General features: G+C 56.8%; 18 protein-coding genes. 6 read left to right on the forward strand and 12 right to left on the reverse strand.

Going from position 1 to position 21827, the window contains the following annotated elements; all coding sequences use genetic code 11:
- Positions 1–55: 55 nt before the first annotated feature.
- From clpB to dnaK, 4 genes are all read right to left on the reverse strand, one after another.
- The gene (gene clpB / locus ACZ5K9_RS06405; protein WP_464273598.1) at positions 56–2686 is read right to left on the reverse strand and encodes an ATP-dependent chaperone ClpB; all 2631 of its coding nucleotides are present in this window, start codon (positions 2684–2686) and stop codon (positions 56–58) included.
- 20 nt (positions 2687–2706) lie between these two features.
- The gene (locus ACZ5K9_RS06410) at positions 2707–3066 is read right to left on the reverse strand and encodes a chaperone modulator CbpM (RefSeq protein WP_464273599.1); all 360 of its coding nucleotides are present in this window, start codon (positions 3064–3066) and stop codon (positions 2707–2709) included.
- A gap of 221 nt (positions 3067–3287) precedes the next feature.
- Positions 3288–4262 carry a DnaJ C-terminal domain-containing protein gene (locus ACZ5K9_RS06415; protein WP_464273600.1) on the reverse strand — a complete coding sequence of 325 codons (975 nt, stop codon included), beginning with the start codon at positions 4260–4262 and terminating at the stop codon, positions 3288–3290.
- A gap of 169 nt (positions 4263–4431) precedes the next feature.
- Positions 4432–6336, reverse strand: a complete 1905-nt coding sequence (gene dnaK / locus ACZ5K9_RS06420; RefSeq protein WP_464273601.1) for a molecular chaperone DnaK — start codon at positions 6334–6336, stop codon at positions 4432–4434.
- Positions 6337–6582: 246 nt separating this feature from the next.
- Here dnaK and ACZ5K9_RS06425 point away from each other — a divergent pair, with 246 nt between their 5' ends.
- Together ACZ5K9_RS06425 and ACZ5K9_RS06430 are read left to right on the forward strand one after the other, a co-directional pair.
- Positions 6583–7278, forward strand: a complete 696-nt coding sequence (locus ACZ5K9_RS06425) for a TIGR04211 family SH3 domain-containing protein (protein ID WP_464273602.1) — start codon at positions 6583–6585, stop codon at positions 7276–7278.
- 604 nt (positions 7279–7882) lie between these two features.
- A complete protein-coding gene (locus tag ACZ5K9_RS06430) occupies positions 7883–8488 on the forward strand; it encodes a hypothetical protein (RefSeq protein WP_464273603.1) in 606 nt (201 codons plus the stop codon).
- Positions 8489–8508: 20 nt separating this feature from the next.
- On the opposite strand, the gene ACZ5K9_RS06435 is transcribed toward ACZ5K9_RS06430, so the two are convergent.
- From ACZ5K9_RS06435 to ACZ5K9_RS06460, 6 genes are all read right to left on the reverse strand, one after another.
- On the reverse strand, positions 8509–9468 hold the full coding sequence (locus tag ACZ5K9_RS06435) for a hypothetical protein (protein ID WP_464273604.1): 960 nt from the start codon (positions 9466–9468) through the stop codon (positions 8509–8511).
- Positions 9469–9655: 187 nt separating this feature from the next.
- The gene (locus tag ACZ5K9_RS06440) at positions 9656–10675 is read right to left on the reverse strand and encodes a beta/alpha barrel domain-containing protein (protein WP_464273605.1); all 1020 of its coding nucleotides are present in this window, start codon (positions 10673–10675) and stop codon (positions 9656–9658) included.
- 265 nt (positions 10676–10940) lie between these two features.
- Entirely contained in the window at positions 10941–12542 is a 1602-nt protein-coding gene (locus ACZ5K9_RS06445; protein ID WP_464273606.1) for an acyl-CoA carboxylase subunit beta, read from the reverse strand.
- A gap of 48 nt (positions 12543–12590) precedes the next feature.
- Positions 12591–13373 carry an enoyl-CoA hydratase gene (locus ACZ5K9_RS06450; RefSeq protein WP_464273607.1) on the reverse strand — a complete coding sequence of 261 codons (783 nt, stop codon included), beginning with the start codon at positions 13371–13373 and terminating at the stop codon, positions 12591–12593.
- 78 nt (positions 13374–13451) lie between these two features.
- Entirely contained in the window at positions 13452–14636 is a 1185-nt protein-coding gene (locus ACZ5K9_RS06455; protein WP_464273608.1) for an acyl-CoA dehydrogenase family protein, read from the reverse strand.
- 476 nt (positions 14637–15112) lie between these two features.
- Positions 15113–15883, reverse strand: a complete 771-nt coding sequence (locus tag ACZ5K9_RS06460) for a 50S ribosomal protein L11 methyltransferase (RefSeq protein WP_464273609.1) — start codon at positions 15881–15883, stop codon at positions 15113–15115.
- A gap of 187 nt (positions 15884–16070) precedes the next feature.
- Here ACZ5K9_RS06460 and ACZ5K9_RS06465 point away from each other — a divergent pair, with 187 nt between their 5' ends.
- From ACZ5K9_RS06465 to ACZ5K9_RS06480, 4 genes are all read left to right on the forward strand, one after another.
- Entirely contained in the window at positions 16071–16721 is a 651-nt protein-coding gene (locus tag ACZ5K9_RS06465) for an MBL fold metallo-hydrolase (protein WP_464273610.1), read from the forward strand.
- Positions 16722–16732: 11 nt separating this feature from the next.
- Positions 16733–17299, forward strand: a complete 567-nt coding sequence (locus tag ACZ5K9_RS06470) for a methylated-DNA--[protein]-cysteine S-methyltransferase (RefSeq protein ID WP_464273611.1) — start codon at positions 16733–16735, stop codon at positions 17297–17299.
- A 247-nt stretch (positions 17300–17546) separates the two neighbouring features.
- Positions 17547–18890, forward strand: coding sequence for an inositol-3-phosphate synthase (locus tag ACZ5K9_RS06475; protein WP_464273612.1), 1344 nt, complete (start codon positions 17547–17549; stop codon positions 18888–18890).
- 25 nt (positions 18891–18915) lie between these two features.
- Positions 18916–19179, forward strand: coding sequence for a cytoplasmic protein (locus ACZ5K9_RS06480; protein ID WP_464273613.1), 264 nt, complete (start codon positions 18916–18918; stop codon positions 19177–19179).
- Between the two features lie 527 nt (positions 19180–19706).
- On the opposite strand, the gene cobD is transcribed toward ACZ5K9_RS06480, so the two are convergent.
- Both cobD and cbiB read right to left on the reverse strand, forming a co-directional pair.
- Complete coding sequence (gene cobD / locus ACZ5K9_RS06485) at positions 19707–20840, reverse strand: threonine-phosphate decarboxylase CobD (protein ID WP_464273614.1); 1134 nt, start codon at positions 20838–20840, stop codon at positions 19707–19709.
- Between the two features lie 16 nt (positions 20841–20856).
- Positions 20857–21822, reverse strand: coding sequence for an adenosylcobinamide-phosphate synthase CbiB (gene cbiB, locus ACZ5K9_RS06490; protein WP_464273615.1), 966 nt, complete (start codon positions 21820–21822; stop codon positions 20857–20859).
- Positions 21823–21827 lie beyond the last annotated feature (5 nt).

The raw sequence follows: 21827 nt of genomic DNA on the forward strand, positions 1-21827 counted from the left end.
TTCAGACCCATCAGAACGCCGAAACCGCCCGGACCTTCCCATGACGTTGCGGCATTTACGCAGCATCGGCGTTGACCGGGTTGGTGTGGGAGACAACCAAGCCGCCGTCTCCCACATTGACATGGATGGTCGCCCCTTCCAAGATGTCGCCCGCAATGAGAGCCCGCCCAATCCGGGTTTCCAACTCTCGCTGCAAAAGCCTCTTGAGCGGCCGAGCGCCATAGACCGGATCGTAGCCCGTCCGGGCGAGCCACTCCCGTGCGGAATCGCTGATCTCCAGACGAATGCGACGGTCCTTGAGGCGCCGCTCCAGGTCTTTGGTGAGCAAATCCACGATGCTCTTGACCTCTTCCAAGGTCAGAGGTTTAAAAAGGACGATGTCGTCCACCCGGTTCAAGAATTCGGGCCGGAAATGGCGACGCAGATCCGCCATGACCTTTTCGCGGGCGTGCTCTCGAATCTCCCCACGATCTGTGATGCCGTCCAGGAGATATTGGGACCCGATGTTGCTTGTCATGATGATGACCGTGTTCTTGAAATCCACTGTGCGGCCCTGAGCGTCCGTCAGGCGACCGTCGTCGAGGATTTGCAGGAGCACGTTAAACACATCGTGGTGGGCTTTTTCGATTTCGTCGAAAAGGATCACGCTATACGGTTTGCGACGCACGGCTTCGGTCAACTGGCCGCCTTCCTCGTAGCCCACGTATCCCGGCGGCGCCCCGATGAGGCGGGACACCGTGTGCTTCTCCATGTATTCGCTCATATCGATCCGGACCAAATTGTCTTCGGAATCGAAGAGAGCCTCGGCCAATGTCTTGGCCAACTCCGTTTTGCCCACGCCGGTGGGCCCAAGGAAAATGAACGAACCGATGGGACGTCGCGGGTCCTTGATCCCGGAGCGGGCTCGCAGCACGGCGTCAGCCACGAGCTGAACGGCTTCGTCCTGCCCCACCACGCGTCGATGGAGCACGGCGTCGAGCTTGAGCAGCTTTTCCCGTTCACCTTCCACAAGGCGGGTCACCGGAATCCCTGTCCATCGGGAGACAATTTCGGCAATCTCTTCCTCCGTCACTTCCTCCCTCAAGAGCCTGTTGCCCCCTTGCTGGGCGCTCAATCTTTCCTCTTCGGCCTTGAGCTGGCGGTCGAGTTCCGGCAGCCGGCCATGCTTGAGTTCCGCCGCACGATTCAGGTCGTACTGACGTTCGGCGATTTCGATCTGATGACGGACCTTCTCGATCTCTTCCCGGAGGGCCTGAACCCTCTTAATGGCCTCTTTCTCCGCCTCCCACTGCGCCCTCATGGCGTTGGCCTTTTCCCGAAGGTCAGCCAATTCCTTCCGAAGGTTCTCCAGGCGCTCCTGACTGGCCTTGTCCCGTTCCTTTTTCAGGGCCGCCTCTTCGATTTCCAGCTGCATCACGCGCCGAGTCACTTCGTCCAGCTCCGCCGGCATGGAATCGATTTCGGTCCGGATCATGGCACAGGCCTCATCCACAAGATCGATGGCCTTATCCGGCAAGAACCGTTCAGTGATGTAGCGGTTGGACAAAACAGCCGCGGCCACCAAGGCACTGTCCTGAATCTTCACACCATGGTGGACTTCGAAACGCTCCTTTAAGCCGCGGAGAATAGAGATGGTATCTTCCACCGAAGGCTGATCCACCAAAACCGGCTGGAAACGGCGCTCCAAGGCGGCATCCTTCTCAATGTACTTGCGGTATTCATCCAGAGTCGTGGCACCGATACAATGGAGTTCGCCGCGGGCCAGCATGGGTTTGAGCATATTGCCGGCATCCATAGCCCCTTCCGCCTTTCCGGCACCGACGATGTTGTGAAGCTCATCGATAAAGAGCAGGATCCTCCCTTCAGATTCCTTGATTTCTTGGAGTACGGCCTTCAGGCGTTCTTCGAATTCACCACGATACTTGGCCCCGGCCACTAAAGCCCCGAGGTCCAAAGCGTAGATCGTCTTGTCTTTCAGCCCTTCGGGGACGTCACCGCGCACAATTCGGTGGGCCAAACCCTCCACGATGGCCGTTTTGCCCACACCCGGCTCACCGATAAGCACAGGATTATTCTTTGTCTTTCGGCTGAGAATCCGAACGACGCGCCGGATTTCGCCGTCACGACCGATCACGGGATCCAGTTTGCCGCTGCGCGCCTCCTGCACCAAGTCCCGACCGTACTTCTGAAGGGCCTCGTAAGTGGATTCCGGTGCCGCCGAGGTCACCCGCTGATGCCCCCGAACGGCCGTCAAAGCTTTGAGCACGGCGTCCCGGGTTACCCCATGCTTTTGGAGGATTCGCCCAGCGGGCGTCGTCGGGCCTTCCTCCACGAAAGCAAGAAGAAGGTGCTCGACCGAAACGTATTCGTCCTTGAGATGACGGGCCTCCTCTTGCGCCTTGACCAAAAGTTTATTGAGTCGCTGGGTGATGTAGACTTTGCCGGGTTCTGCCCCGGGGCCGCTCACCCTCGGTTTTTTTTCCAGTTCCTTGACCAAATCTTCGACGACGGCGTTCAGGGAAACATCCATCCTTTTGAGCACTCGAGGCACCAACCCCTCGGGCTGTTCCAAAAGTGCCACGAGGAGATGTTCCCCGTCCACTTCCACGTGTCCGTATTTCACGGCCTTTGTCTGAGCCGATTGCAAGGCTTCCTGAGATTTGATGGTGAATTTGTTGAGGTCCATCGCTTTCCTCCTCATTTTTTTTATGGCCACGGCCGGTCCGAACACCGGCCGATCATTTGACTTTCCAGCTCGCGAACTCGAGCCTCCAAGACGTCAATGCGGTGCATCAATTCAAGCACCACGCCGATCCCCGCGTAATTGATCCCTAAGTCCCGACGAAGTCTAAGGATTTTGAGCACCACGTCGACCGCGGACCGCTCGAACAATCGTGGCACTCCGGCCTGCTCTTCCAACGGATCCAAGAGCCCCAGCTTGACGAATCGAACGATAAGATCCGGATGGACTCCACACAAGGATGCCAGCTGTGGCAAGGTCAGTTCCCACAGGCCCGGATCTCGGGGCCACTTCTTGAGCACAATGCCGTAGCGTCTTTCCACCATGACGCCGCCTCCTCACAATATCGCCCGGATACCCACCTCGGGATCCTGAGCCCGGTTGACCACCCTATCCTTTCGCCTCTCGTTGTTGCCCACACCCTCACAACAGCCCACCCCCTGGTTTCGAGCAAAACAGGAGGTGCAGCTTTTCGCCGTGGATCTTTTCACCCCCCGATAAAAACCTCAGGGGCATGGGGAAATAACCACGCCGGTGCTGCGCTGCGTTAAGCTCGAGGGTCAAAAGTCGATGTCTCCATCAGTTTTTCAAAGAGAACCTTTTCTTCACGGGTGAGTTTTTTCGGGACAACGATCTTCAAGACCGCGTAAAGATCCCCCGCACCGCCTTTAGGATTGGGCATGCCTTTTCCTCTCAGACGCAACTTCTGCCCGGACTGCGAACCCGCGGGGATTTTCAGGGAAAAAGCTCCCCCTAAAGTCTTCACGGAAACTTCGGCCCCCAAAGCCGCTTCCCATGGAGACACGGGGAGATCCATGAAGAGATCCCGACCCTCCAGCCGATACACGGGATGGGGTTCAATTTCGACCTCAAGGTACAAGTCCCCTGAGGGTCCCCCGCCTACGCCTTCAAACCCTTGCCCGGCGAGTCGAATCTTTTGCCCGGGGAGAATACCTCGGGGAATCTTGACCTCGAGATTCTTGACTTCGGGTCGCACACTCCCATCGATGGCCGTGCTCATTCCCTGCAAAGTGATGCTTCGGGTGGCGCCGCAGAAAGCGTCTTCCAGAGAGATGCGCAGGGTCGCGTGGCGATCGGCTCCCGGCTGTCTCCATGTGGCACCGGCCCGAGAGCGTCCGGCCGCTTGCGCCCGTCGAAAGGTCTGCCCCCCGAAAAGCATCTCGAAAAAGTCGCTGAAATCTCCGCTTCCGGACCAGAAAAACTCCTGTTGCCCCGGCCCGCCGCCAAAATCGAAATGCGCCTCCCAGCCCGGAGGTGGCCGAAAATCCTGACCGGCACGCCAATGGCTCCCCAATTGGTCGTACTTGGCTCGCTTTTCCGGATCTTTGAGAACTTCATAGGCTTCGTTGATTTCTTTGAACTTTTCCTCGGCGCCTGGATCCTTATTGACGTCCGGATGGTATTTGCGCGCCAACTTCCGATAGGCCCGCTGAATCTCTTCCTGACTCGCCGTTCGAGAAACCCCGAGAACTTCGTAGTAATCTCGAAACTTGACAGCCATGGGATGCCACCTCGGTTTGTTCGTTCTTGCAGGATAAGCCCGATGCGGGCCAAGATCTTGTCTTTAAGCTTTTCTTTATCACTCTAAAGAAAAAAAGGCGAAAAAACAGGGCGCACGGTGGTGCGCCCCGGTTCACGCCACCTCCGGCGGCTCACTGTCTCCGGACACCTCATTTTTCCGTAAATTCCGCGTCGATGACGTCGTCGTCCTTAGCCCGCGAGCGAGCCTTCGCTGCACCCTGAGAGTCAGCCCCTTGAGCCGATGCACTGGCTTTCTGGTAGGCCGAAGCCGCCAATCCGTGCAACGCTTGTTGCACATCACCTGCCAGAGATTGGTATCCCTCTTTGGTAAAGCCCTCATCAGCAACAGCCTTACGGGCATCTTCAATCAACCGTTCACATCGGGCCTTTTCATGCAGCGGCACCTTGTCGCCGAGATCCTTCAGGGTGCGTTCCAGCTGGTAAACCAGAGAATCCAGATGGTTGCGCGCGTCGACGGTCTCTCGGCGCCGACGATCCTCGGCGGCATGCGCCTGAGCCTCCCGCAGCATGCGCTCCACTTCACTCTTTTCCAAATTGGTGGAATCGGAAATCGTGACTTTCTGCTCTTTGCCCGTGTCTTCATCACGCGCCGTGACGTGCAAAATCCCGTTCGCATCAATGTCGAAGGTCACCTTGATTTGCGGCACGCCGCGCGGCGCCGGCCGAATACCTTCCAGGCGGAACCTGCCGAGCACGCGATTGTCCCGGGCCATCTCCCGCTCCCCTTGGAGAACCACGATATCCACGGCAGTCTGGTTGTCTTCCGCCGTCGAGAAGATCTCCTCGCGACGGCAGGGGATGGTGGTGTTCCGCTCAATGAGTTTGGTCATAACACCACCCAAGGTCTCCACGCCCAAAGACAGAGGGGTCACATCCAGCAGGAGCACATCGTCCACATCCCCTTTAATGATCCCCGCCTGGACGGCGGCCCCAACAGCCACCACCTCGTCCGGATTGACGCTCATATTGGGTTGTTTCCCGCCCGTCAGCCGCTTGACCAGCTCCTGCACGGCCGGAATGCGGGTCGAGCCTCCCACAAGGATGACTTCATCAATGTCACTGGCCGTGAGCTTGGCATCGGCAAGGGCCTGTCGGACCGGGCCCATGCACCGTTCCACCAGGTCCTGGGTGAGGGCCTCAAACTTGGCTCGGGTCAGCTTCTTGACCAAATGCTTCGGCCCTGTGGCATCGGCCGTGATAAACGGCAGATTGATTTCCGTTTCGATGGTCGAAGAAAGCTCACACTTGGCTTTTTCCGCCGCTTCGTAAAGCCTTTGCAGCGATTGCCGATCTTTTCTCAGATCGATTCCCGTGTCCTTCAGGAACTCCTCGGACAGCCAATCCACCACGCGTTTGTCAAAATCGTCACCCCCCAGATGCGTATCTCCTGCCGTCGCCCGAACCTCACAGATTCCGTCACCCACGTCCAGAATGGACACATCGAAAGTGCCGCCTCCCAAGTCGAACACCAGAATGGTCTCGTTCTTTTTCTTTTCGAGACCATAAGCCAAAGCGGCCGCCGTGGGTTCGTTGATGATGCGAAGGACCTTTAAACCGGCGATCTCTCCGGCCTGCTTCGTTGCCTGCCGCTGGGCGTCGTTGAAATACGCGGGGACGGTGATGACCGCTTCCGTGACCTTTTCCCCCAGGTATTTCGAAGCATCATCCACAAGCTTTCTTAGAACCTGGGCAGACACCTCTTCCGGCGCCACCAGTTTGCCCCGGATATCAAACCGCACCGCATCGTTGGGACCGCGGACAACCCTGTACGAGACAATCTTTGACTCTTCCTCCACCTCGTCCCAACGACGCCCGATGAAGCGCTTGGCAGAGGCTATCGTGGCCTGTGGGTTAAGGATCGCCTGTCGGCGGGCCACCTGTCCCACCAACCTCTGGCCGTCTTCCATATAGGCCACCACAGATGGGGTCGTGCGGGAACCCTCAGCATTGGGAATCACCGTAGCTTTCCCGTTCTCCCATACGGCCACCACTGAATTGGTCGTGCCCAAATCAATGCCGACTGCTCTTGCCATAGTCTTACTGCCTCCTGCAGTGAAAAATTAACCCAAAAGGAAGCCTTTTCAGTGGGTTGCATTCCTCAGTGAAGTTAATCATCCCTCGACGGAATGCCAGTATCGGAGAACAATTTTGTCACTTTTTTGTGCTCCTCTGCACAGCTCTTTCCTTTCCCTTGCGGGAAAGCCCGCGCACCCTCTATAGTGCCTCTGGTCGGTGGAAGTTTTTGGCTGTGCCGTGATGACAACAACAGGGGGAACCCCGTGCACCGCTCTTATCGCCTCTTTCGCAAATGTGGCCTCGTTTGGGCCGCTGTCACGATCCTCCTATGGGGGACGGCGTGGGCGGCTTATGTGACGGATACCTTTGAAATCACACTCCACAGCGGCCCCTCGAGTTCCCATAGGATTATCGCCATGCTCCGTTCGGGCCAGGAAGTCCGCGTGCTGCAGAAGAATGATGCCGGCTGGGTCCTTGTCCGCGTTTTGGACGGCCCGGCGAAAGACAAAGAAGGCTGGGTCATCAGCCGCTACCTCATGGAACGGGTGCCGTGGGAAAAACAGGCTGCCCAGTTGCGCCAAGAAAACACGGCCATCAAATCGGCGCTGACAGGATCCGATTCCCAATGGTTGCGTTACCAGACGCGGGAAAAGGAGCTTACGGAAACCTTGGAAAAAACGACTCGCGAACTGGAGACCCTGAAGAAGGAATATCAGGCTCTTCGAGAAGGTTCGGCCGATTATCTCGGTCTTAAGGAACAATTCGACAAGACCCAGGCCGCCTTGGCGGAAAGCCAGGCATTGGCGAAAAGGCTGGCCCAGGAAAATGAGAGTCTCCGTTTCGCGCAGAACATCAAATGGTTTTTAACGGGGGCCTTGGTCCTCCTGAGCGGCTGGGTGATCGGTCTCATCATGGGCCGACAGCGCCGCAAAAAAAACACGGGGCTTCACTTTTCCTAGGGGCACGTCCCCTCGTGGAGTGCTTACCCATCTCAAAGACAGTCACGTGAGGAGCCGCGCACGAGCCGAACCGTACGCCTTGAGCTCTTTATTCCGGCGGCTCCACGCCATGCACTCCCCGCCTTCCGCAAGCCGGTCTTTCCGGGCATGCATTCCCCAGTGGGTCGTGGTGAGGGTCCGACACCGGTTCCCAGTGCATCCGAGGGCGCCGTCCCCAGGCGCGGGAAAAGGGTGTTTCGGTGAACGGAAACATCTTTTCCTCCGCACCGTGGCACATCGGGCGCTCCACCCTTGATCCCCCAGCCTGTCATTTGTCATAATTTATTCGACAATCACGACAACCAGCTTAGGCGCTTCAGGGCATTGTAGGTTCATTCCGTAATTCCATGCATCCTTTTGGAACATGATTTTCAGGGACCCGCTGGTGGAGCACCCCGCTCCCCACGTGAGGGGGTAGTGGCTCATGCGGCCCCAGGCGTCGGCACGAAACAGAACGGAAGTCTTTAGGACAGTGACCGAACCGCCGATGTCATGGGTAAGGAAACACAAGGGATTCGGGGACCTTTTGGGAATGTTTCGAGGCGTCTTCGGCAAGGAGGTTCACATGTCCATGTTGGAAACCCGCAGTCTCCTGGAATATTTTAAGGATGCCGTGGAAAAGGCTTCGCAGGATCTCCATGTGGAGATCTCCCAACTGGCCCAATTTTACCTAGTGGACTTGCTGTCGAGATACACCCAAAGCACCCCGCTTCGGGAACCGGAATGGGGAGAAAGGGATAAACCCTTCGCCCAAGCCCTCATGGAAAGCTATGGGGTCTCCAGCCAAAAAAGGGCCCGCATCTTGAGACAAATCGGGGATACCACGCTTTTCGTCTCGGGTTTCTTTTCCGACAGTTTTCAGCGCCGATTGGTGGATATCGATTATTACGCAGCCATCGGCAGCACGGCCTATCGATCCTTGGAGGCTTTGCTGGCCGCTCGCATCGTGGACTGGGGCTTTGAAGGGGTCTTTCAGGAGCTCAGTGAGAAGTTCTTGCGCCTCGTCGATTTGTTCGCTGAAATCGGAGACGCGTCAGGCCGACAGCACGCAGGAGGGATCCTGAGAATTTACGAACGATGGCTGAAAACCAAAAGCCCTCGAGACCGACGGCTTCTGCGTCAAATGGGCATCATGCCCATCGATGAATCGTCGCCGGACATCTTACACTGAATGTCGGGGTCCCGAACGTTTCAGAAACGGTCCCGCAACAAGGCTTTTTCGAGCTTCCCGAGGCGTTCCTGGATCTCCTGGAAGTAGGTCGCCAAGGTTCTGAGAATCAGGAGGGTATCCGCATTGTGCAGGGGGACACGGGAAAGAAGTTGATCGTAGAAAAGCCCGTCCAACCTCGATAGATAAAGACTTTCCAGGCGAGACAGAAGACCCGAGCCGAGAGCAAAGGCTAGGGCCGCCCCCACCGTTTGGACCAGGGCGAGCAGGCTCGCGATGCCGGCGACGGCACTGTGACTGACGTCATGGGTGCCGTCCATCACGGGCTGGAGCCAGAGGTAGAACACCCACGCAGACTGGACGAAGCCTACGAGGGGAAGCGCCCGATTGATGGACCGAAACGCATTCCAAGATGAGCTCACCAGGTGCCAATCCACGCCCTCCAGCCGCTGTTCCCGATGGACCATCTCATCGGAAGAGGGGACCCCGCGGCCGTCCGATACCAGGAGACGCAGACGCTTGTGCGCCAAAGAGAAAAAAGACCACGGGATTTGAGCGGCTTCGCTGGCCAGGCGCTCCACAGGCAAGACCCCGGCGGGATTTTCCATGAACCATTCGGGCCGGGCCGGTTTCCGCCCTTGGGGACCGGAACCCAAGTGCTTTTTCAGGGCGAGAGACACCTGCGCCGTACCCACCACTTGAAAAATCAACCATATGCTTCGAAAAATCAGACAGGCCGCCAACACACCGGCCAGGTAGAAAATCGCCGGTCCCATGAAACCCTGAGACGCCCAGGGCGTGCTGAGCCAAAAGGACAGTCCTTGCAGGATTTCTTTCGGTTTCACGGATTCTGTGACAAGCGGAGCGGCACACCACGAGCGCAACTGCGTGGAGAGCGGTAGTCCCGCCGCGAGGCACAAGAGTAGAAAAGCAAACCACCACAACCGCTGGGTCGACTCATAGCGCCGGATACCGTAATCCATGGATGCCCCCTTCGATGCGTCACCGTGCCATCAATACGGCACGGCAGGTCACGGAGGCAACGGCAATTTTGAGGGAACGACGGCAGAGCGGGATGAACCTCTATGGAACGGAATCGGTGTGCGGGATGGGATGGAAAACAGGAGGGAAGGTGACTTGGGCCGCCCTCCCCCCGAGAAGTGATTCAGTCTAGCCGCGACCGGTCATGGATTTGGGAATGCGTCCTGTCCGCACACACTCGGAGCGCAGACGCCGGCCGACAATCTTTTCCACCCAGCGGCCGATTTCCAGGACCTTGTCCACATCAAGCCCCGTGTCGATTCCCATTTCGTCCATCATGACCACCATGTCTTCCATGCACACCAAACCGACAATGGAGGGATCCACGTAGTAATAGGAACCCGTGCCGGCGACGGGGACGCCATCCACAAAGTTCGCCGGCTGTCCCCCGATGCCGCCCATGGTGCCTTCATAATGGGTGATGCCCGCCTGCAGCGCCGCCAGCACATTGGCCAGACCCCAGCCGCGGGTCACGTGGAAGTGGGCAATGTGCTTGGATGTATCCGGAATGGCGTCCAAAATCATGGAGAAATACTCGTAAACCTTATTGGGTGGCGCCGACCCGTCGTGATCGGCATGCTCGATGTCGTCCGCGCCGATATCCAGCCAGCGCTGGGTAAATTCCACCGCTTTTTTCAGCTCCGTTGGACCTTCGATGGGGCAGCCCCAGATGGTGCTCACCGTACCGCAGACCTTCATCCCTACGGCATGGGCCTTAGGGATGTACTCTTCGCACATTTTCCAGTACTCGGCCAGAGTCGTCCCGGAATTCTTCTTGTGGTGCGATTCGCTGGTGGAGACCATGAAAAGAATCCGGTCCGGGCCATAGCCTTCCTGCCGAGCTTTGATGGCGCGTTCTACGGCCTTTTCGCGGATCGTCACGCACGTGACCTCCACGTCCTTTAGGAGGTGGGCGATTTTCTTGCTGTTTCGAAAACGCTTCAAAAGCTCGTCGGCGTCTTTGAACTGGGGCATTCCGGCGGGGTTCCCCAAGTTCGTGAGTTCGATGCGTCGGAAACCTGCAAGCACCAGCTGTTCGGCCACCCACAGCTTGGCTTCAAGAGGAATGTATTTTTCTTCGTGTTGGAAGCCGTCTCGAACGGTGATGTCGCCCAAAACCACTTTCTTCGGATAATTCATGATTGCCATATTGTGTCCTCCTTGAACATCGAATTGGGATTGGATCGGGTCGCCATACACAGCTTCCTTCGTTGGGCGGCATGTGAGGCGGTTTCACACCTTCGGCATCTTGCAAAAGGTTCCCTCGGTGCAATCGGCTGTCCCCCACGGCTTGCGAACCGCGGCGCGTGTCCCACCGGTTCTCCACACACGCCGCCTCCGGTGGCCCCACCCTAAAGGGAGTCGCCGGCTCCATGCGGGATCATCCCGACATTTTCGGACACTCAGTCCCACCTTAGAACCTCAGATTGCCGAAAGCCGGATCACCGATTGGTTGAAGCAGACTGACCTCAAAAGCCATGGCCAGCCAGTCCCGAATTTCTCGAAACTTCAAAACCCTGTCGTTAAGAAGTCTGGCCCCGCAGAAAAACGGATGGGCCTCCCCGTCATATTTGTCGATCATTTGCATGCGGAAAGCCTGCTTTTCTCCATCGCTCATGGGCCTGCCTTCCGCCGCCCTCTTGCGCTCCTCAATGGAAAGAAGGACCTCGGCGGCCGAACGCCCGCTCATCACCGAAGTCCGGGCTCTCATGGTGGCGAACAGAAAATGCGGCCTGTACGCCCGCCCGCACATGCCATAGTTGGCCGCACCATTGTCCGGCCCAATGACCAGTTGGACCCGGGGAACTTGGGCACAGGAGACGGCACGCACCATATCCGCGCCGTATTTGCCGATCCCCATGTGTTCCGATTCCGAACCCACCATGTATCCTGGAGAACTTTGAATAAAGAGAAGCGGCACCTTTTCCTGGCAGCACCGCACGATCCATTCGGTGGCTTTGCGAGCCGCTTCCACAAAAATTATCCCCAAACCGTTGGCCGCAATGATTCCGACGGGTATGCCCTTGAGCCGTATTTTTCCCGTGACGATATTGTCGCCCCGACCGGGGGCATAATTCTTTTTGTATTCAATAAAGTGGCTGTCATCGGCAAAGGCCTGGATCACCGCCCGCACATTGATCCCCTGATGAATCTTGGCCGGGAGTTCTTCATAAATGGTTTCCACCGGAATCACCGGGGGCGATTCGGCATAGCGATGGATATGCAGCTTCTGCGGAGGTTCCAGGGAAAGGATTTCTCGAACCTTTTCAATGGCTTCGTCCTGGGTTCGGCAGAAATGATCGGCACCCCCCGAGATCTGGGTGTGGACACGGGCGCCTCCCAAATCCTCCGCGGAGATGACTTCTCCGGTCGCCGCCTTCACCAAAGGTGGGCCGCCGAGAAAGGAATAGGCTAATTTTTCGATCATCACAGCCTGGCAGGCCATAAAGACGATATAGGCGCCCCCGGCCGTGTTGCCCCCCGTGCTGAGGGTGATCTGCTTCAGCCCTTTGGCGGACATGCGAGCCATATTGTAGAACATGGATCCAAAATGGCCGTCGTCCGGAAACACATCCGCCTGCATCGGCAGAAAAGCGCCTCCAGAATCGGCGATGTAGACGCAGTTGAGGCCGCACCGTTCCGCAATGGCCTGAGCCCGCAGATGTTTTTTCAGGGTGATGGGAAAGTAAGTTCCGGCTTTGACCCGGCTGTCGTTGGCAATGATCATGGTCCAATTGCCGTAGATCTTGCCGATTCCCGTAACGATACCCCCACAGGGCACATCGTCCACTTCAGGATAATGCATGCCAAAACCGGCTAAACGGCTGAGCTCGTAAAATTCCGTGCCGGGATCAATCAGCTTTTGGATGAGCTGCCGCACCGGCTGTTTACCTTGTTTGGCCAGACGCTGGACGGCCGCCTCCCCTCCGGGCCACATGGCTTCGTAGACCCTTTCGTCCAGCTTGAGCTCTTCGTTTTCCCAAAAAGCCCTGTTTTCCGCTCGCGCATCGCTCATAGCGTCACCTTTTTCCTTCCCGAAGGATTGGGTCGGTCAAGCGCCCTATCATTTGCCCTTGTAAACGGGTTTGCGCTTTTCGCGGAAAGCGGCAAGCCCTTCCAGACGGTCCTCCGTTGGGATGGTGATCCAATAGGCGTTGGATTCAATCGCCAGGCCCGTGTGCAGGTCCGTTTCCAGTCCGTAGTTGATGGCGTACTTGGCCTGCTGAATAGCAATGGGGCCGGTTTCACAGATCATGGCCGCCATGGCCAGGCATTCTTCCAAAAGTTTTTCCAGGGGAACCACCTTGTTCACCAACCCGATCTGAAACGCCTCTTCGGCGCCAACCCGTCGCCCTGTAAAGATGAGCTCCTTTGCCTTACCCCTCCCCACAAGTCGAGGAAGCCTCTGGGTACCGCCGGCGCCGGGGATGATGGCCAGCCGCGTCTCGGTCAGCCCCATGGTCGCCGTAGCCGACGCTATGCGAATGTCGCAGGCCAAAGCCAATTCCGTTCCCCCGCCCAGCGCGACGCCGTTCACGGCGGCAATCACCGGCTTGGGGAGGTCTTCAATGGCGGTAAAAAGGTTTCGGATCGTAAAAATGAACTCCTTGACCTGAACCTCTGAGAGCGTCGCCCGTTCCTTCAGATCCGCTCCGGCGCAAAAGGCTTTATCCCCGGCCCCCGTGATGATCACCACGCGAATCTCCGGATCGAAACGTAAGGCCTCGATTTTTTCCTGAAGCCCACGGAGCATGGCAAAATTGAACGAGTTCATCACCTCCGGTCGATTCAGCGTCAGAATTACAGTTTGGTCTCTGCGTTCTTCCAAAACCACGGGCTGATCCATACCCCCCTCCCTCAACTTTCCAAACCACAGCACCCCACGAGGACATTTTCCAGAGACCTGGAGACAAAAGGCCGAATCTTAGGCTTTTCCTGCGCGGGCGAACGCCTCACGAAGAAGTTCCCGGGCCACCACAATCCGGCGGATTTCGTTCGTCCCTGCCCCGATTTCATACAACTTGGCATCACGCCAGAGTTTCTGGACGGGAAATTCGAGGCAGTAGCCGTAGCCGCCATGGATCTGAATCGCCTGATTGCACACCCAGGTGGCGGTCTCAGAAGCAAAAAGAATGGCCGCTGCCGCCTGGCGGGTCAACTCGGTGCCCTTGCCACCCCGAGGCGCGTTCTGCGCCACTTGCGCCGCACGATAAACCAGGAGCCGGGCCGCTTCCGTGCGGGCATACATGTCCGCCAACTTCTGCTGGATCATTTGAAACTTGCCAATGGGTTGGCCGAACTGTTCCCTTTCCGCAGCATAACGCACGGAATAATCTAATGCTTGCTGCGCCATCCCGATGGACCCGCCGGCCAAAACTATGCGCTCGATGTCCAGCCCGCTGGTCATGACGTGAACACCCATATTTTCTTCGCCCACCAGATTCTCCGCCGGGACCTCACAGTCTTCAAAAACCAGTTCACCCGTGGGAGAACCGCGCATCCCGCACTTTTTGAGCTTTCGGGATACCGAAAAACCGGGAAAGTCTTTCTCGACAATAAACGCGCTGATCCCCTTCGCCCCTTTTTCCGGCGCCGTCTTGGCATACACCAGGATCACATCCGCAATGGGACCGTTGGTGATGAACATTTTCGTGCCATTGAGGATGTATTTATCCCCCTTCTTTTCCGCCCTCGTGCGCAAACTCATGGCGTCTGAACCCGCATTGGGCTCGGTGAGGCCCAAGGCGCCGATCTTCTCACCGCGGACCATGGCGGGCAGATACTTCTCTTTCAACTTCTCGCTGGCGTTCTTATGAATGTTGTTCATGCACAAATTGGAATGGGCCGCGTAGGTCATGGCCAAACCGGGACAAATGCGGCTCATCTCTTCCACCGCCAGGGTCTGCATGAGGACGTCGCCCCCAAGACCGCCGTACTTTTCGTCAATCGTGATGCCGAGGATTCCGATTTCTGCGCATTTCTTGAAAAAGTCCGGGGGAAACCAATCTTCCTCGTCCACCTTTTCCTGGATGGGTCCCAGCTCGTTGACAGACCACTTGTAGACCGTTTCCTTGATCATGCGCTGTTCATCAGTCAGTTGAAAATCCATGGGAACCTCCTCGTCTCACCCGAATAAACCCGTCGATCTTCCAAAACGAGCCCGACTACATTTAATCGAAAAAGCTCAACGCTCCACCCAGGGTTGGCCAGTTGAGACATGAGCGGAGTGGATCCCGGTGCTGGAGCCGCAGGAACTGGAGGGAAGGCAGGGCGAACAGGAGAGATCTTCAGCCATCGGGGTCAATTGTTTTTATTTGACCACCCAAAGTTTGTCAATAACGAACACTTGAAGAAATTTTCTTCACGAAATGCTGTTCCGACCGAGAGAACATCTCGTCCACTTTCCAACAACCCGTCCTCATCACCCGCCGGAACACCTGCGCCACGGGTGAGCATCAGGGGGACATCGACTCCTGAACAGAATGGGACGACACCCCACAGGATGGCAGGATCTGAGGTCTTTTCATCTTTGGGGGTGAAATTATACGTCGCACCGGCTGGAATCTTGGGATCGTTCGGTGAGGTTCATGATCGGCGACCCCAGAAGGATGCCACCCAGCCTTCCATCTGCATGTCCGCCTCCATGATGTGGGTCGGTGACATGACGTCTTGGACCGTCCGGGTTTGTCCCTCCAGGTAACCGCTGCACAACACCCAACGGAAACGCCTCCAGCCTGGAGACTGAAATACGGAAAAGAGGCTCGGCCATTCCAAATTCATGAGAAGCAAAGTGCCGAAGCCGCCGACGGCATCCAGATTCTCGGCGGCGATGGGAAAGATCCGCCGTTGCAGCCGGTTTCTCCGGATATTGCCTGCCGCTTCTTGAGCTGCGAGAGGGTTGACATCCAGAGCCAAAACGCGACGGGCGCCCAATCGAGCCGCCGCCAGCGCCAGAATCCCCGTGCCTGTGCCTAAATCAACGACCGTTTCCATGAGGTTCGGGACAAAGACCTTCCCAAGGAGCTTAAGACAAAGCCGGGTTGTTGGATGCACACCCAAGCCGAAAACCAAACCGGGGTTCAAGACGATGGTTTTGTGGCAATCTGGAACCGATTCTTTCTCCGCAGGGTCGAAGACGATCCGAAACGGGCCCACAAGAAAGATACGACCGGGAATTTTTTGCCATTGCGCATAGCTGATTTCATAATGTCCCGTGACTTTTGCCCCTTTGGCCTCAAGACATGCCACGATGGGCTCCGCGGCCCACCGATCCAAAAAAAGGTACACATAAGGCGGTTCTCGCCAACACCCCACGAGCCCCTCACAGGCAATATCCCAATGTCCGCCGGGCTCCATCCGGCATTCCAGGACATAAAGTCGGTGCGGAGGTTTTTTGTCACCAAGAGGTGGTTGTCGAGTCAGAGGTCGTGCAGATCTTTTGACATTCTGGTCATCCTGAGCCATTGTAATGACCTTTCCGGGAAATACAGACAGTCCAGAACGGTTATTGTGCCGGGCCTTGGCGGTCTCCAAAGAGGGGGGCATGATGAAGATTTTGCAAAAACCGGTCGGGATGATGGAAGTCTTCTGCTATCTCGTGATTGACGAAGCCACAGGAGACGCAATCCTCATTGATCCAGCGGGTAACGAGGACGAAGTGGCAGCCTGGCTTCGAGCCAATAAAGCGGTTTGCCGTTACATTGTCAACACTCACGGGCATGCGGATCATACATGCGGGAATCAGCGCATGAAGGAACTGACCGGAGCCCCCATCGTCATGCATGCTTTGGACGATGATTTTTTTCAGATGCCGGAAAATCAGGCTTTTGCCCGTGCCATGGGGTTTCCCATCAGCCCGCCGGCGGATGTGCGCGTTCACGACGGGGACACTTTGACCTTTGGGACGTTGACGATGCAGTTCATCCACACCCCGGGTCACACCCCGGGAGCGTGCTGCATCTTGATCGACGGCCACCTTTTCACGGGGGACACTCTTTTTGTGGGCGCCGTGGGGCGAACGGACCTTCCGGGAGCCTCGTTTGAGCAGCTCCTCGAATCCTTGCGAAAACTCACTCGGCTTCCTCCGGAAACCATCGTCTGGCCAGGGCACGACTACGGGGACCAACCCACCTCCACGATAGGCCGAGAAATGCAAACCAACCCCTATATTACGGATTTTCTCACGGACGACTGAGGATAAATGCCATGACACGCATCTGGGTGGACCTGTATTGTCAACCGTCCTGGGGATGGATCCTCACGGGAGCCACCACAAAAGGCCTGTGCGCCTGCCATGTGGTGACTCTCGATTCCCGGCAATCCGAGGAGAAATCGTATCCTCCGGAAGTGTGGAAGGCGGCGGATCGTTTTGTCCACACACTGTTCCCGGACGGGAAATTGGTTTGGGAACCCAATGACTTTTCGTTGGCCGCCCGCAAAGGCCTAGCGGAATACTTCCAGGGTTCGGGGAAACACCCCGACATTCCGCTCTCTTGGACTTTCGGCACATCGTTCCAGCAGAGCGTCTGGAAGGAATTGTGCCAAATACCTTACGGGACAACCGTTTCCTATGGGGACATCGCCCGCCGGGTGGGACGCCTTCGGGGGGCACGGGCCGTGGGGCAAGCCTGTGGTAAAAACCCTACCTCCATTGTCGTACCTTGCCACCGGGTCGTCGGTCGAAACGGCTCCCTGGGAGGCTTTACCGGAGGGCTCCACATCAAAAGGGCACTGCTCACCTTGGAGGGCTGTCTGCCGCACAAATCGGGCTAAAAAGTAGAATGACTCAACATCCAACAGTTTTCAAAAAAGCAACGCTGGAAGCCGCCAGAGCGAGACAAGTGGCCGTGTCATGGATCTGCGCCTTTTCTTCCATCAGGAGACCGGGCGTTTCCCTTGACACGTGATTGACCCGAAGCCTATAGGGAATCCGCCCGGATAAGGGCAGCAAATTCAACACGCACCCTGCTCCGGCCATTCCGGGGACACACCACATCTACGAGCAAATCGGAGGGACACCGTGCAGGAAAAAGACCTCAAGCGCAAAGGAGATATCGAACCGCCCCGTGGGAAACTGGGGGTGCTCATTCCGGGCATCGGCGGTGCCGTTGCCACGACTTTCATCGCCGGCGTGGAAGCTGTCCGCCGCGGCCTTGCAGAACCCATCGGTTCACTCACGCAAATGGGCACCATTCGTTTGGGAAAACGCCACGAATACCGCATTCCCCGCATCAAGGACTTCGTCCCTCTGGCGCCCCTTGATGACATTGTTTTCGCCGGCTGGGACATTTATGAAGCCAATGGATATGATGCCGCCCTGTTTGCCAAAGTGCTCCGAAGAGAACACTTGGATCCTATCCGGGATTTCCTCCAAACCATCCAACCCATGAAAGCGGTTTTTGACCGACGGTTCGTCAAAAACCTTGATGGAAGCCACATCAAGTCGGGAACCAGTCTGCGAGCCCTGACAGAAGCGCTCAAGGAAGACATCGCCCGCTTCAAGCAGGATCACGGCATCGATCGGTGCATCATGATCTGGTGCGGCAGCACGGAAGTCTATCTCCGGCCGGATGAACCGCATCAATCGCTGGAAGCCTTGCTGGACGCCGTGGAAAAAAACGACCCTCGCATTGCCCCGAGCATGATCTATGCCTTGGCAGCCTTGGAGAGCGGCATCCCCTACATCAACGGGGCGCCGAATCTTACGGTGGATATCCCCGCCATGGTGGCTTTGGCCAAGGAGAAAAAGGTTCCCATCGCCGGCAAGGATTTCAAGACCGGACAGACCCTGATGAAGACCATCCTCGCCCCAGGCCTGAAAGCGCGCATGCTGGGCCTGGAAGGCTGGTATTCCACCAATATCTTGGGCAACCGGGATGGGTTGGTGCTGGACGACAAAGACTCTTTCAAGACCAAGGAAGAAAGTAAACTGTCTGTACTGGAATACATTCTCCAGCCCCAACTTTATCCGAACCTCTACAAAAATTACTATCACAAGGTGACCATTAATTATTATCCGCCCCGCGGAGACAATAAGGAAGGATGGGACTGCATCGATATTTTCGGTTGGCTGGGCTACCCGATGCAGATCAAAGTGGATTTTCAGTGCCGAGACAGTATCCTGGCCGCTCCTCTATGCTTGGACTTGGTGCTTTTTACAGACTTGGCCCAACGCGTGGGCATGTACGGCATCCAAGAATGGCTGTCTTTTTACTTCAAGAGCCCAATGCACAAAGAAGGTCTCTATCCCGAACACGATCTGTTCATCCAGTTGATGAAGCTCAAAAATACCCTGCGATACCTCATGGGCGAAGAACAAATCACCCACTTCGGCCTGGACTATTACATGAACGATCTCTCCTAAACGACAGTAACGGAGGCGACGCGGCATGGGGGCAAAACATTCCCACCGCTTTGTGGAAACCTACGACGGCATGGTGGCCTTTGGATTCTCGCGGGAGGTGGACGAGAAATCCTTGATGGTCTATCTGCAGAAATTTTCCGATGACGGTCTGTTAAAGATTCTCGTCCCTCGCCTTTCGAACGATGAAATGACCGGTCTTTTCGATATGCTCTCCACTCTCATGCGTAAACATCTCACCGACCAAGAATATCATGCGTATTTCCTTAAGGAGGAGACGGAGAGCCACTGAAGCCGAACCGCTTGCCAGAGAATGGACCGACATTTTGGGGGCGGCGCCGCAAAAAGCGCCGGCCCCCGCGCCCGATTTTCGATGCCCACGCTCCACAGCTCACCCGGATTTGCGCATGTCAACCTTCCGTGCCATGATTTTCAAAGTCTCTAAATCCATGGGATAGCCTCTAAGAATAAAACCGTGTAATCGAAGATATCGTGCTGAACGTCCGTAACTTTTATGCCTTAGGATCTTCTGCCACATTTTCACCTGGCAGGGGCATCCGTTCGGATTTCGGAAGGTCAGCCCACACCGTCTCGTTCCACCGATTCAGGTTTATCGTCATGCCAAAACACAGCTATGGGAGTGTTGTCCTCGTCGGGGCGACCTCCCGTGGTCGCCCTGATCCGGTGGTCCGCAGTGATTCAGGCCAGGCACGGGGGCCTGCCCCCCAGGGCATTTTTGCTCAGGGTCGGCATCGATTGCCTATCATGCCCACAAGACAATACAGCGATGGCGGGGATGGTACGGATTCGGGAAAGTTTTCAATTTGTGTGCGAAACAGGGAGGCTCCGATGCCATTCGGCCAGTGCCGAAAGGAGTCGATCGTTTTCTTGGGGTAAACGCACGGCAATGCGAAAATCCTGGAAAGTCAAGCCGTCGAAATTGGCACAATCCCGAATCAACAATCGATGGCGCTGCAGGAGGTCTTCCTTGAGCGCCGACGCTGGTGGAAGGTTTCGGCCGAGCCGAACAAGAAGGTAATTGGCCGCCGAAGGAAAGACGGTCAACCCAGGCATCCGGGCTAGAGCGGTGCGGAGCTTCGCTCGTTCCTGAGAAACCACCGCCAGGGTTTCGCGACGATACTTTTCCTGCTGAAGGCAAAACACCCCGGCGGCCTGCGCCAAAGTATTCACCGACCACGGCGGCACGTAACGTCGTAGGGCTTCGGCCCATTTTGGGGACGTGAGCACATACCCCAGGCGCAATCCTGGAATGCCATAGAATTTCGTCATGGAGCGAATAAGAATCAGTCGCTCGTGGTCTCTTAAAGCTTCGAGAAACGACGCCTCTTCGCAAAAGTCAATGAAGACTTCATCCACGACCAGGACCAAACCTCGAGTGCGGGCCTCATCCAACAGAAATTGCCGGACGTCCTCAGGAATCAGGGCACCGCTGGGACTTCCCGGGTGGGTCACCAAAAGTACCTGAGGGTCCACGATTTCCAGGGCCCGCCGCAGCTGGGACACCGTGGGCTGAAAGTTATTGGCCGCCTCGGAAACGCAAAACTCCACCCTGCACCCATGAAGCGCGAAGGCTTTGAGATACTCTTTGAACGTCGGCACCACGGCCAGCACGCGGTCGGCCTGAAGGGCCATGGGCAGGGCATAGATCAGCTCCGTGGACCCGTTGCCGACGACAATTCGGTTCAGGTCCACCTGGAACCGATGGCCAATGGCTTCCCCTAAGGCACGAACGGCAATGTCCGGATAGTGCAACAGCAAACGGTACGCCTTCGTCAGGATGTCCACGAGTCCCTCCGGGGGACCCAAGGGATTGATGCTCGCGCTGAAATCCAGAATGTCTTCCGGAGCACACCCAAGACGACGCGCCGTCTCGAAAACGTTGCCTCCATGGATCGAAGTCCACGACCCGTCGCGATTTTCCTTTCCCGTCAAAGAAGGCTCCTTGTCTTTACACTCCGCATCGGACGGCCGTGGCCAAGAGCATCCCGAAAGCCGCACCGACAAAAAGTAAGCGAGTCATGCGCTGAAAGGCATCCCGGTCCGCGGCCTTCAAAGGGTCTCCCAAAGTCGGTTTTTCCACGGGTTTGCCGAAATAGACTGCAGGACCCCCCAAAATCACCCCCAAGAGCCCGGCCGCAGCGGCCTCGGGATACCCGGCATTGGGACTGGAGGTTTTCCGAGCATCCCGTTGCATCACCGCCCACCCGCGCCGCCAATCCAGGCCCCACACGGCCCCGGCCGCCAGGAGCAGAAGGGCGCTGAGACGGGCAGGAATCCAGTTCAAGGCATCATCGGCTCTGGCCGCCCACCATCCAAAGTTCAAATACCGGTCGTTCTTGTAGCCCACCATGGAATCCAGAGTATTCACGACCTTGTAGCCCATGGCCCCCACGGGACCCGCCAACGCCAGATAGAAAAGCGGGGCGATCACACCATCCGAGAAGTTTTCGGATACCGTCTCGAGCAATGCTCTCCAGACGCCTTCTTCGTCCAAATGCTCTGTGTTTCGGCTGACAATCCGGGAAAGCCTTCGACGGGCTTCCTCCAATTGACCCGATTCCAGAGCCGTTGCCACGACCTTGGACTCGTCGTAAAGACTGCGTGTCGCCAGTGTCGTGTAAGCCAGCCAGACGGCACAGATCGTGGTCAATGTGGGATGGATCCGCGAAAGCAGCTCATGAAGGACCGTCACAGCAGCCACGACCCAAAAAACATGAAAGCACCAAAAAAGGACCCCTCGAAACCTTTGTCCCGCCGCCCCAGCGTTCTTTCCGTAGAAAACAGGTTCTGTCGCCTCAATGGCTTGACCGATCCATCGCACGGGATGCGGCCACTTGGGCGGGTCGCCCAGAATCAGATCCAATATAAAAGCAGCAAGGAGAGAAGCAGAGGAAAGATAAGGAAAGTCCGTCACGGTCG

This window comes from Desulfosoma profundi, assembly GCF_055387865.1.